We start from the raw sequence: 12838 nt of genomic DNA, 5'->3' as shown, positions 1-12838 counted from the left end.
GGGCTCGTGCGGCGGAGGCAAGAACTGCCCGCAAAACGCGACGCCCGAGCGTGACAAATGCGCGTCGGGAGCTCGTGACGGGACAATTCGTCTCACAGCACGACACGTCAAGCCGTGAACGGTGACCGAAGCGGCCCTTGCCAGCTCCGCCTCGAGGGGGGATGATGCCGCGACTTTCTGGAGCGCGGAGCGCCATAGCTACGGGCCGGCAGAGGATGCCACTGAGGAGCAGCTCCCTGTAATTTTACTGATGGTTTGGGTGGATGCCCGCGAGAGTGAGCGGGCCTGAAAGGGATTTTCAAGATGATACTACAAGCACTGATGCTACCTCTGGCGCTGATGGCGCAACCGCAACAACAAGGGCAACGTGTTCCTCCTGTGGCACAGGCACAGCTGACGCTTCAGGCCGATGGAGCCAAGAAGCTAGGCTACATGCCCATTCGCGCTGATTTGAGTGAGACAAAACCAGCAGGTGTGACAAAGGAGCCGTCGTATGTGGGCAAGCCACGCTATGCGGTTATTAAACTGGGAACGGGGCCTAAGGCGGATCATGTCGCGGTTGTGGATGAGCCCACGGGCGGCGAGTTCAAGATGTACTTCGATGCCAATGGCAACGGGGATCTGACCGACGATGGCGATGGAAAGTGGGTCAAGAAAAACGAGGCACAGGGCCGGACTGTCTACGGAGTCAATAGCGCCGTCGCCAAAGTGACCTACGCAGGCAGGAATAACCAGCCGGAGACCACCGCCGACTATGGTCTAGCGATTTACCGGATTGTCGCAGCGACTCCGACGAACTATCTTCTTTACTACCGCGAAGCAGCTCGCGTCGGGGAGATAAAGCTGGGAGAGAAGACTTACAAAGTAACTCTCGCCGAAAACGATGCGGATGGAGTCTTTAACAAGCGCATCAACGACGATGGCAAGCCGGTGAACATGCGCGGTGAGCTTCTCCCGGAAACGATCAAGCAGAACGCCGTCTGGCTGATTCTGGAAGGCGACGATAAGAAAGCGCAGCGCCTTGATGCCCGTGCTCCGTTTACCCTAGATGGCAAGGTCTACGAAGCGCGGATTGGGGCAAATGGGGAGCGCCTGGCTCTGGTTGCATCCGAGCGACCGCCTCAGAAAATCGCGGTCGCTGCCGCACGCAAGCCGCTCTTGGCTGTCGGGATGCCCGCCCCGGACTTTACGGTCTATACGCTCGACGGTAAGCCGATCAAGCTCTCCGATCTCAAGGGCAAGATTGTGGTGATGGACTTCTGGGCGACCTGGTGTGGCCCGTGCATGCAGACCATGCCCCATATCGAGAAGACCTGGCAGAAGCTCAAGGGGCGTGATGATGTGACGGTGTTGGGGGTCTGTGTCTGGGACGAAAAAGCGGCCTACGAGAAGTGGGTGCCCGCAAACCAGGCCAAGTTCTCCTTCCCGCTCGTCTTCGATCCCGCCGCCAAAGACAACCCAAACTCAATTGCCTCAAAGCTCTACAACGTGAGTGGCATCCCGACTACCTATATCATTGATAAAGATGGCAAGATCGCCGCGAGCTTTGTCGGCTCCAAAGACATTCCCGAGGGAGTAGATCCCGCGCTGAAAAAACTCGGTCTTCCCATCGAGTAGAGCAAAAAATAAGTCGCCCATGTGCCGTTTGCATGTGGGCGACAGCTTTTTCCTATGGCCCATTACGAGATCAAGCTCTTTGGTGGTTTTCAGGTTCTGTACCAAGGGGAGCCTGTCGCACACTTTCGTACCCAACGTGCCAAGGCAATCATTGCCTACCTAGCTCTCTTTCCCCGCCAGCACCCCCGTGAGCTACTCTGCGACATGATCTGGCCGACGGCACTGCTCGACCAAGGCCGCTCACGGTTACGCCAAGAGCTGGCCGTTCTGCGCAAGACCCTGGAGCCGCCCGGACACGAAGGGGAGCTTCTGCATGCGGATCGCTTGATGCTGGGGTTACGGCCGGGTACTTTTACCACGGATGTTGCCCATTTTGAGCGTGCTGTGAAGGCCAAAGACTGGGCGGGGGCACTTGCGCTTGCACAGGGCACGTTTATGGAGGGCTTTTGGGATGAGTGGGCTCTTCAGGAGCGGCGACGGCTGGAGCTCTTGCGCGAAGAAGCACAGGAGCAGCTTGGGGCAAAGACGACGGTAAGTGCCTCCCCTCCAGCCCCTTTGCTGGCGCTCCCGACACCTCTTACCCGATTTTTTGGCCGTGACCGTGAGTGCCGCTGGCTTGCCGATGTTCTGGAGGAAGGCGCACGGCTTGTCAGCCTCACGGGACCCGGGGGCAGTGGGAAGACACGGCTCGCGATTGAGACCGCGCGGCTTCTGGCTCACGAGAGCCTGCGCAACCCGGTCTATGTGGTGTGTGGAGAGCTAGAGAGTGTCGCCCACCTCACGGAAGCGATTGTCGTGGCGGCAGGGGCCACTCAGGTTCCTCTTCGCGACCCACAGGAGCTTGCTATCGAGGTGCTTCGAGGGCTCCCACAGCCCTTATTGGTTCTGGATGGCATTGAACATCTGGTTCCCAAAGGTGGGGCCACGCTCGTGCTGGCGCTTCTGACACAGGTAAAAGGACTGGCGTGCCTGGTGACGAGCCGCCAGCCACTGGATCTCTCCGGGGAGCGAGAGTTCCCCGTGATGCCGCTGTCGGTTCCTGAGCCAGGGCTTTCTGCGGAGCGGATGTATCTCTATGCCTCCGTGCGACTCTTTCTGGATCGTGTTCAGGCAAAACGCCCCGAGTTTGCGCTCAGCGAGCGCAATGCTGACTCCATTGGGGAGATCTGCCGCCGCTTGGAGGGACTGCCTCTCGGGCTGGAGCTGGCGGCGGGCCGCTGTCGTGAGCTAGCACCTGAGGCATTTTTAGAGCGCTATGCCCAGCGCCTGCATGAGATCGAGGCCCGTGAGCGCGACATACCCGCTCGCCACCGGAGCCTGCGCGCCGTGATGGACAGCAGCTACCGTGATCTGACCCAAGCCCAGCAGCAGATCTTTGCACGCCTCTCGGTGTTCTCGGGTGGCTGGACACTGGCCGCCGCCGAAGCGATCTGTAGCGATGAAAGCGAAACTAACACCGACATTCTGGAGGTTCTGACGCGGCTACGCGACCACTCCCTGGTATTTGTGGAAGAGCGAGGCGCCAGTCAGCGCTGGCGTATGCTGGAGCTGCTGCGCACATTCGCCACAGAGCATCTGGTTGGCCCGGAGCGCCTGAGCTACTTGCAGCGCCATGCGCGCTACTTTCACGCCCATGCGGAGGCGGCTCTGAGCGACTCTGCGGAGACGGAGAACCTGCGGGCGGCGCTTCAGGTAGCGCTTGATGAGCTGGCAAACCCTGCTCTCGCACTGGAGCTTTGTGTCGCTCTGCAGAACTTCTGGCTTCACTATGGCCACCTGCGCGAGGGCCTGGCGTTTCTGGAGCGTGCGCTGGGGGCCACTGAGGAGCCCAGTAGCCTGCGTGCCGAAAGCTTTCGCTTGGCAGGGATTCTGGCGCGTCGTGCGGGAGAGCTGGAGAAAGCGCGTCAGTGTCAGGCAGAGGCACTCAAGCTCTACTCCCTTGTGGGCGATGAGGCGGGGGTTGCGGCGGTACACAACAACCTGGCGATTCTGGCGCGGGTCAGTGGCGACTTGGAAGAGGCGCTCCGACAACACGTGGAGGCACTGGCGCTTCGGCGGCGACTGGGCGATGCGAAGGGCGTGGGGATGTCTCTCAATAACCTGGCGGTCGCCTACCGCTCTCTGGGGTGCGGAAGTGAGGCACGGGACTCTCTCAACGAGGCGCTGAGTTTCTACGAGCCAGGATCGGTGGGGATTGGGGTGATCCACATGAACCTGGGCTGGGTCGCACTGCTCTTTAGCGAGCTTTCGGTTGCGCAAAAAGAGTTTTCGACGGTGCTAGAAATTGCTCTGCGACACGGACTGACCGCCTGGTTTCCCGAGATCTGGGAAGGGTTGGGCGAGGTCGCGGTGGCATCGCGCACTCCGGTGAGTGGCGTTCGGCTCTGGGGCGCGGCAGCGCAGGCGCGGCAGCAGATGGAAGCACCACTGACACCACAGGACCAGCGCGAGCACGACGCTCGCCAGGCCACGGCAAAGAAGCAGCTTGGTGAGGAGCGTTTTTATCAGCTCCTCACCGAAGGCCAAGCACTCTCAAAAGACGAGGCTCAGCTTCTCGCTCAGGAGCTAAGCCTTGCCTGAGAGCCCGTAAAACTTAGCGGCGTTGTCGTGGAAGAGCTTGCGCTTGTCTTCCTCGGAGCTGTCTTTGAGGATCTCATGGAGGGTCTCCACCCAGCCCCGAAACGTCGAGGTGAGGTTGCAGACGGGCCAGTCGCCGCCAAACATCACGCGATCAATCCCAAAGGCCTCAATGGTGGGAAGCACCACGGGAGTGAGGGCCTCGATTTTGTTCATTCCCGGCTTCACGGTCTTGATAATCCCCGAGACCTTGCAGACGATATTGGGGCGCTTGGCCAGCTCTTTCATATCGCGCTCCCACTGCGCCTGGTTTGGGTTGGCAGCCATTCCATTGCCACAGTGGTCTAGGATAAATCTCGTCTTAGGGCACTTGTCCACAAGTTTTGCGGCATCCGCGAGCTCGGTGGGGCGGATGCAGATATCAAAGCTCAGCCCTAGCTCCCCTAATAACTGAATGTTTTTCACATAGGTCGGCTGGAGGCAGAGGCCCTTGGGGGCATCGGGCACTTGGAGCACCTGCCGCAGGCCCTTGATGTAGGGGCGGTAGGGACTCTTGGTCAGGGACTTGGCGTAGGCAGCAAAGCCCGGAAGCGCCGGGCGGCAGGAGACCACGGCGGCGGCCATCACGGTTTTATGGCTTGCCGAGAGCCCGGCGACGTACTGTGCCTCAGCGACTTGCTGCTTCACCGCGACATCCACTTCCATATAGACTGTCTTGACCACGTTGAGGCCCGCCGTGGCCTTGGCATACTCGGGGAGGCCCATGCTCTGGTTGAGCTTGGGCTCCGTTTTCAGCCAGGGAGGCTGAAACTTCTTAAAATCCCAGAGGTGCTGGTGCGTGTCGATAATCGGAATGGTATCCATACTAAAAGTGTCCTTACAGCGTCGTTAGCGCCGATTGTACCCGAAAAATCCCCGTGAGTCTTGTTGCGTTTCTGTTGCGTTCTTGTTGCGGTCACTTCCGATACTGCGTCTCAGAGGAAAATACGCATGAAGTATCTCGGGCTCCTGACAGTTTTTTTTGCCGCCACGCTTGTAAGCAGGGCAAGTGCGGCGACGCGGCCTTTGGTTTTTGAAGCAAACGCACAGGCGCGTGGCTTCTCCACACAAAGCGGCGGGATGCGCCTAGGGCTGAGCGAGCGTGAGGCACGCTTCGAGCTCACGGATGGCAGTGCTGTGCAGTTGGTGGCTCTGGGAGGGCGTAGGGTGATGCCGACTGCCGAAGGGGCACACAGTACGGTTAATTATTACCTCGGGAACCAAGCCCGTGCCTGGCGCGTGGGTGTCTCCGCGAGCTCTGCCGTGCGGCAGCAAAACCTCTGGCGTGGTATTGATCTGCTCTGGTACGGCCGCTCTGGTGCTCTGGAGTACGACTTGGTTCTTGCGCCGGGAAGTGACCCGAGTCAGATCGGGTTTCGCACTGAGGGCGGAACCACCCAGCTCTTGCCGGACGGCACTCTGGCGACGGGCAAGCTGCGCTGGAAGAAGCCACTGGCCTACCAAAGCATTGGCGGAAAGCGCACATTGGTTGCGGCACGCTACACTCTGAGCAAGTCCGGCAAAATTGGCTTCTCCTTGGGGCGCTACGACCACTCTAAGCCTCTTACTATAGATCCGGTGCTGATCTCCAGTAGCTTCCTAGGGGGCACGGGCGAGGAAAATGTCTATGGCGTTGCCACGGATAGCACGGGGGCAGCCTATGTGATGGGCATCACCACAAGTCCTGGTGTGACAGGACGACGTGACTTATTCGTGAGCAAGATCAGCGCGGCAGGAGCACTGGTCTACACAACATTTATCGGGGGCACCGACAACGAGGGAGCATCGGGGCTGGGCGGAATCGCCGTAGATAGCGGGGGCAATGCCTACATCGCCAGTGACACAGACTCGACGAACTTTCCGACGACGTTGGGGGCGTTCCAGCCTACCAGCGGAGGGCGCACGGATGCCGTTCTGGCAAAGCTCACTACCACGGGGGGACTGAGCTGGGCCAGCTACTACGGCGGAACCCAGGACGAGTATGCTTCGGGAGTCGCCGTGAATGCGGCGGGGCAACCCGCGATCACCGGCCAGACCACTTCCTCGGATATTTCAATAACGCCGGGGGCTTTCCAGCCCACACGTAATGGCATTGACTGCTTCGTGGCAAAGTTCCCCACCGGAGGCAACGGCATTCTCTACGCCACATTTCTGGGAGGCAGCGATTTTGAATTCGCCTCTGCCCTCGCATTTAGCCCTTCTGGTAGGCTCTACATAACGGGCGCTACTTACTCCGCAGACTTTCCCGGTAGCACTCTGGGGCCCTTGGGTCGTCCCGATCCCTTTGTTGCTGCGTTCAACTCTGATAACTCCGTGCGCTATATCACCCGGCTAGGTGGCTCTGGCACTGATCAGGCCAAGTACGGCCGCTCGATCGCGGTGGATGCGCTGGACAATGTGAGCGCCATAGGCAATACCACCTCCACAGATTTCCCTACGGCTTCTGGATTTCAGCTTGCCTATCAAGGAGGCTCTTCTGATGGATTCGCCTTTCAGCTCGGCCCGAACGGCTCACGAAACTGGGCAACCTACATCGGTGGCAATGGCTTCGATGGTGCGAGTGCGATCTCGGTGGATGAGGCAGGGTTTCTCTATATTGTGGGGTTTTCGAATTCCAATAACTTCCCGCTGGACGGGGCGTTTTTCACGAATCCGAGTGGCTATGTGCTTCGTTTAACCCCAAGCGGTGCACTGGCGGGTTCGACGTTTCTTGACAGCCAGAGCGCTGTTGCCATTGCGACGGTTCCAACGGCACCGGGTGATATCTGGATCTCGGGGCGGACGTACAGTGAGACGATGCCAACACTCAATGCATTCCAACCCACTTTTGGGGGAGCGAGTGATGGCTTCCTAAGCCGAGTTCACTTTGAGTCTGTAGATGTCGAGGTAACCCAGACGGCGGCACCGCTGCCTTACTACTCGGGGGATGTGGCGACGTTCACGATCCAGGTGACCAACAATGGGCCGGACACGGCCCGTAGCGTCGTGCTCACCGACATTCTCTCGGGTACCGAGGCCGCCGACCCCGACAACCCGGCAACGCTGAGCATTCTGAGTGCAAACACCACGCGCGGAACCGTGGGAATCTCTGGGCGTGTGGTAACGGCAAACCTTGGCACGATGATCCCCGGAGCGACGGCGACCATTCGGGTCTCGGCCCGAATGACGGTGACCAATGCCAATCTTGCGATTTTCAGTCGTGCGGTTGCTATCGTAGCGCCAAGTGATGTACGGCCTCTCAACAACACCTCCACTACCTCGCTGCTCACCCGAGTGGACAATCGTCCCCGAATCAGCGCACTCAGCCCCGCTGCCGTCGCGGCAGGAAGCCCTGAGTTTACGCTGACCATCAATGGCCGAGGCTTTGTGCCGGGTGCGGTCGTGCGCCTTAATGGCCTGCTTCGTACCAGCACTTTTGTGAACGAGAATCGCCTCACCGTCACCATCCGTGCCAGCGATGTGGCGAGTCCCGGCGTGGCGCGGATCACCGTCTCAACCCCCTTAGGCATCTCACCCGACGCGCTACTCACCATCGGCAACCCAAGCCTGAGCTTGTCCGCGACGCCACGCGTCGCACCAGGTGGTGGCTGGATCGTGGACGTAGGCGTGCGCAACTCGGGAACGGCAGCGGCGCTTGATACGCGTCTCACGGCGGCAACTCTGGGAGGTCGCGTGACAATCAGCACGCTCCCACAGCTCATTGGAGAAGTGGGTACCAGTGGCGTGGCAACCGTCCCGCTCTCTTTCCCTGCCTCATCGGGTACCTCGGGCAGCTATGCGATCCTCCGCGTCTCAGGAACCCACGCTCTCGGCACTTTTGGAGGCACGCTCCGCGTGCTTCTCCCGTAAATCTGGAGATCTTATGAAGAAACTTAAACTGTCCCTCGCGACCCTGCTGGTGGCTCTCATTGCCACCAGCGCCCATGCGCAGCTCACGGTAAACCTGCTCTTGCCGAGTCAGAGTGGGCCACACAATGGCACGGTATTCTATGACGCCACGCTGACCAACAGTGGTGGGGGAGCGCTGGATATTACCGGCAGCAGCTTTACGATTCTCGGTGCACCTGCCGGCCTGAACCTGGACGATAGCCCGCTGTTTAGTAACTTCCCGACGACGTTTGCCGTAGGCGACAGCTTCACGGGGACGCTCTTTAATCTCTTTATTGGGGACGCCGCCACGATCCCTGCAGGCACCTACTTTGGCGACTTCACGGTAGAGACAACTGCGGGGAACACGACCCAAAACTGGCAACTCACGGTGGTGTCTGCCTCCAGCGCCCCGGAACCTGCCAGCGTTGCCTTGCTCTTACTGGGAACTTTGGTTATCGTCCGCCGCCGCCAAAGATCCGTCGGTAAAGATCGGTCTGAAAGAGCCCTTCAGGATCAAGCTGGCGCTTGAGCGCCTGAAACGTCTGGACACGCTCTTCGGCCAGATAGCTCTGGAGGCGGCTGGGATGGAGTGTGCTGTCCTTGGCGAAGTAGAAACGCCCCCCGGCAGCGAGCACCAGTGCGTCTAACTCCGCCGCCAGCGCCCAGACCTTCGCCCTGTTCTTTTTGGTTACTTTGAAATCCAACGCGAAAGAGTAGCCATCCACGGAGTGTGTCATCAGAAACGGATCGGTGCGATGGCGCTTGAATACCCCCAAATATGGCACGATCCCGCGCTTCTGGCAGAGGGCGAGCTGCTCCGTGAAGCACTTCTCGGCGGTCTCTTTGGGGATAAAGCTCTGGTACTGGATCAGGCCACCGGGGAGGTAGGCGTATTTCCAGCCAGGGACGTAGTCGAGCAGAAAGGCGAAGCCCGCGTGGGTGACATCGTGCACTTTTCCCTGCGTAAGAGTCACCGACGAGAGATACTTCAGTGCATTGATAGCCCGCATCCCGAGGTTATTGGTAAAGGGCTGGATGAACTTCCACATGATGCTCTTCGGGAGTAGGCCAAAGAGCGTGTCGGGGAGCTCCTGGTGCGCCACTTGCAGGGTCTGAGCGGGAATGGTGTCCTCGCCTAGCTTCAGATAGTCCGCGCGGTGGATCTGACCGCGTCCGCACGCCTCGCCTGCGCCAAAGCAGTCTACCCAACCGACTAAGTAGTCCGAGTCTACTAAGTGCTTGTCGAACTCCGCGAACATCTCGCGCCAGTTTTGCACCCCAATGGGTGTGACCCTGAGGTGCCCCGAGTAGACTTTCTTGAGCTCGATCTTGATGCGGGTGAACACGCCCAGCATCCCAAATCCCCCAATCGCGGCATGAAACAGCTCACTGTTTTGTTCACGACTGCACGTGTGAAACTCGCCATCGGCAGTCAGTAGCTCAAACTCTAAGATATGATCGCCAATTGTGCCAACCCGAAAGTTGTTCTTGCCGTGAATGTTCATCGCAGCGGCACCCGCGAGCGTCGGAAACATCGTCCCCGAGACCACGTAGGGCCACCAGCCATCCCCGAGTGTGTACTGCCAGAGCTGCTTGATTGTCACGCCCGGCTCGCACTCCGCAATGCCCTTGACCGGGTCCCAGGACAAAATCCGGTTCATACGCGTGATGTCGAGAACCACGTTCTCCGCACCCAGCGATGCGTCGCCGTAGGAGCAGCCAGAACCACGCAGGGCCACAAATCGCCCACTCTGCCGCGCTGCCTCTAGCGCCTCTTTGATGCCCGCAATCGTCGTCGGGCGGAAGACATAGCTGGTGGTGTGGGTGTTCATACCCCACGCACCCACCCGCTCGACTCGGTCTTTGGGAAGCACGCAGCTCAAAACTTTAGCCTCTGCATGATCGGAGAGGGAAGGGCACGGATAATGGCGAAGACATACTTGAGGATTCCGGGGACATAGACCACGCGCCTGCCTGCCCGCGCCGCTGCCAGAATCTGCCGCGCAGCCTCGGCGGCGGGAAGCTTCTTGCCCACATGCTCGGCGGCCATTGGGGTGTCTGTCGGGCCGGGCTTGATCGTGACGACTCTGACGCCTTTGGTGCCTACACGGTTGCGTAGCGACTCTAAATAGCTCTCAAAAAACGCCTTGCTCGCACCATAGACCGGCTTGGGCGCACGGCCTCTATCCCCTGCCACCGAACCAATTCCCACAATCGTTCCACCACCGGACTGCCCAAAGCGCTGTGCAGCCTCATTGCACCAGGCAACTGCACCTAAAATATTGACATCCACCATCTGCTTGTCTTTCTCAAAGCAGAACTCATCGGGGCCGACGGAGGGCATCACCCCTGAGGCATAGATGATTAAATCAAGCCCACCGAGGTCTAAACAAATCTGCTGGAACAGTGCCGGAACGGCGGCGAAGTCCGTAACGTCATGGGCGTAGGTGCGGATATTCTCGCCGCTTGGTTCTGTGCGACGAGCGACCGAGGCGACCTGACATCCGGAAGCTGCGAGCTGCAAGACCAGCTCCCGCCCGATCCCTGAGGAGCCGCCCACGACTATAGCCCGGTAAAATTGCTGTGACATACACCCTAGATTATGGGTGTTTTGTCGTTTTCGCTACAGTCGTCGCGTTTTTTTTCTTCGTCGTAGGGGCAGGCTTGATCTTAGGCTTCGCTTTTGTCGGAACTGCCTGACCGTAGAAGACCACCGGGAGCTTACCAGGGCGGTTTGGAGAGACAAAGTCCTGCCAGCTCTTGGGAACCGTCATGGTGCTGGGGTTACCATCACTGACATAGAGTTTCCCTGCTTTTTCAAGGCGAGCAAAAACTTGTTCAAAGTAGCCTGGGTCTACTCCGATACGATCCACTTCTTTGGGATTGAAGCGCTTATCGCCGGGAGCAAACGACTCATCGCCCCATGCTTTGAACGCAACTAAGTTTTTGTACTTGCCCTGTGGGTCGTTCAGTATAATTCCCCAGGTGCTCTTGTCCTTGGGATAGGAACCGTAGGGGACACAAAACGTGTCCATCGTGGCATTGGGGGCGAGCTTGCGGATATCGCGCACGCAGCCCCACACGGCCTCGCGCACCTGGGCCGCGTTCATTGGTCCCATGTTCTTGTGTGCAAAGCTATGGTTGGAGAGCTCGTAGCCATTGGTAACCAGCCACTGGCATTTTTTTGTCTCAAGGCCCGCCTGCCAGAAAGGTGTGGGGTTGTACGAGGACTTGGGGAGCGCAAAGAATGTCCCGGCACGCGGCCACTTCTCGCCGTACTTCTTGTGGTAGTTTTCTAAAATTCCCAGGATGCAGTTCGGCGCGATCGAGCCATCGGGCTTCATCCAGAACTGGGAGCCACGTGCATCATCAAACGTGAGCACAACGGGAGTCATACCTGCCGGGACGGCCTGGAGCTTCTCGGGAAAGTAGATATCGCGAGCGTTCATGGGGTACCAGCCCGCCTTGACCATCATGTCGAGGTGCTTGCGGAAGACTGTGCCAGGTATATTGAGGCCGCGCTTGTCGTACTTACCGCCACGCTCATCCACGGAGTGGTACATGATGATCGGAATACGCCCGATCTCATTGGCCTTGAGCTTGCTGGCATCCGGTACTGCCGCCCTGGACTGTGCCATGGCCACTCCGGGCTGCGCCACGGTGCGGGCTTTATTGTCCGCTGTGTGTAGCGAAAAGGCAACAGCACCGACGGCGGCGGCACCGCTGGCCGTAAGAAGAAGAGAGAGACGTTTCGTATCCATGAATTTGCAAAGGATATTCTATCAAGTTTATGTACGGGAAACCAATTCGAAATTTCTATACTGCGGCGCGGGCGTGGCCCTCCAGGCCTTCGTAGCGTCCGAATATCTGGGCGGTCTCGGCGAGAGCGCTTGCGGTTGTGGCATCAAAACAGAGAACGCTGGATTTCTTGAGAAAGTCATCCACGCTTAGCGGTGAGGCAAACCGGGCGCAGCCTGCGGTGGGAAGGGTGTGGCTTGGCCCGGCCACATAGTCTCCAAGCGCGGCATTGCTATGCGGCCCGAGCAAGATCGCCCCGGCGTTCTCGATCTGCGAAAGTGTGGCCCACGGCTCTGCACAGAGCACGTGCAAGTGTTCCGGCGCGTAGGTATTGATGACTTCTATGGCCTGCGCTAAGTTTTCCGTGAGGGCCAAAAACGAGCGCTCGGCCAGCGCCTTCCGCACAATAGCGGCGCGGGGCAAGTCCGTGAGCTGGCGCTCGATGGCGGCGAGAATGGCCTCGGCAATCGGCTCACTAGAACTAGCGAGCAGCGCAGAGTTCAGCGGGTCGTGCTCGGTCTGGCAGATCAGCTCCCGTGCCGCCGTCTCTGGGTCGGTGGTGTGGTCTACGAGCACCGCCACTTCGCTTGGCCCGGCGAGCATGTCTATCCCGACGGTACCAAAGACCTGGCGCTTAGCCAGATTGACGTAGACATTGCCTGGCCCGACGATCTTATCCACACGCGGCACCGTTGCCGTGCCGTAGGCCAGCGCCCCAATGGCCTGCGCTCCGCCTATCGCATAGACCTCCGTGATTCCCGCGAGCGCCGCCGCCGCCAGGGTGCCATCGGGAGGATGGCCGGTTTCTTTGGAGGGGGGCGTGGTGAGCGCGATCTCCCGAACGCCTGCGACTTTGGCCGGAATCCCAACCATGAGCACCGTGCTTGGGTAAGCCGCCGCTCCACCGGGGATATAGAGGCCGACCCGGCGCAGCGGC

10 protein-coding genes are annotated in these 12838 nt (G+C 59.4%); 5 read left to right on the top strand and 5 right to left on the bottom strand.

Translation table 11 applies throughout. The annotated features are described in order from the left end of the window. Window positions 1-121 precede the first annotated feature (121 nt). From RMO15_RS14370 to RMO15_RS14360, 3 genes are read left to right on the top strand one after another with little or no spacing between them, the layout of a single operon-like run. A complete protein-coding gene (locus tag RMO15_RS14370) occupies window positions 122-289 on the top strand; it encodes a hypothetical protein (RefSeq protein ID WP_309713942.1) in 168 nt (55 codons plus the stop codon). Between the two features lie 14 nt (window positions 290-303). After that, window positions 304-1617 carry a TlpA disulfide reductase family protein gene (locus tag RMO15_RS14365; protein ID WP_309713939.1) on the top strand — a complete coding sequence of 438 codons (1314 nt, stop codon included), beginning with the start codon at window positions 304-306 and terminating at the stop codon, window positions 1615-1617. Between the two features lie 54 nt (window positions 1618-1671). Continuing rightward, a complete protein-coding gene (locus RMO15_RS14360; protein ID WP_309713937.1) occupies window positions 1672-4197 on the top strand; it encodes a tetratricopeptide repeat protein in 2526 nt (841 codons plus the stop codon). Here RMO15_RS14360 and RMO15_RS14355 read toward each other — a convergent pair. Then, on the bottom strand, window positions 4183-5058 hold the full coding sequence (locus RMO15_RS14355; RefSeq protein ID WP_309713934.1) for an amidohydrolase family protein: 876 nt from the start codon (window positions 5056-5058) through the stop codon (window positions 4183-4185). The two genes, RMO15_RS14360 and RMO15_RS14355, sit on opposite strands and share 15 nt — an antisense overlap. A 126-nt stretch (window positions 5059-5184) precedes the next feature. Here RMO15_RS14355 and RMO15_RS14350 point away from each other — a divergent pair, with 126 nt between their 5' ends. Both RMO15_RS14350 and RMO15_RS14345 read left to right on the top strand, forming a co-directional pair. Beyond that, a complete protein-coding gene (locus tag RMO15_RS14350) occupies window positions 5185-8082 on the top strand; it encodes an SBBP repeat-containing protein (protein WP_309713932.1) in 2898 nt (965 codons plus the stop codon). A gap of 13 nt (window positions 8083-8095) precedes the next feature. Continuing rightward, window positions 8096-8632, top strand: coding sequence for a PEP-CTERM sorting domain-containing protein (locus RMO15_RS14345; RefSeq protein ID WP_309713929.1), 537 nt, complete (start codon window positions 8096-8098; stop codon window positions 8630-8632). Here RMO15_RS14345 and RMO15_RS14340 read toward each other — a convergent pair. The 4 genes from RMO15_RS14340 to hisD form a co-directional block, all read right to left on the bottom strand. Then, entirely contained in the window at window positions 8556-9977 is a 1422-nt protein-coding gene (locus RMO15_RS14340) for an FAD-binding oxidoreductase (RefSeq protein WP_309713945.1), read from the bottom strand. The genes RMO15_RS14345 and RMO15_RS14340 overlap by 77 nt on opposite strands. A 5-nt stretch (window positions 9978-9982) precedes the next feature. Next, window positions 9983-10693 (bottom strand): SDR family NAD(P)-dependent oxidoreductase, encoded by a 711-nt coding sequence (locus tag RMO15_RS14335; protein ID WP_309713925.1) that lies wholly within the window; start codon window positions 10691-10693, stop codon window positions 9983-9985. Window positions 10694-10703: 10 nt separating this feature from the next. Further along, window positions 10704-11864, bottom strand: a complete 1161-nt coding sequence (locus RMO15_RS14330) for a polysaccharide deacetylase family protein (protein WP_309713922.1) — start codon at window positions 11862-11864, stop codon at window positions 10704-10706. A 55-nt stretch (window positions 11865-11919) separates the two neighbouring features. Then, window positions 11920-12838, bottom strand: a 919-nt coding sequence (gene hisD / locus RMO15_RS14325; RefSeq protein WP_309713919.1) for a histidinol dehydrogenase, incomplete at its 5' end; no start/stop codon positions are given.

The sequence above is a fragment of the Armatimonas sp. genome, assembly GCF_031410135.1.
Taxonomy (GTDB): Bacteria; Armatimonadota; Armatimonadia; order Armatimonadales; family Armatimonadaceae; genus Armatimonas.
Note: the sequence above shows the minus strand (reverse complement) of the source record. Positions and strands in the feature narration are given on the sequence as shown.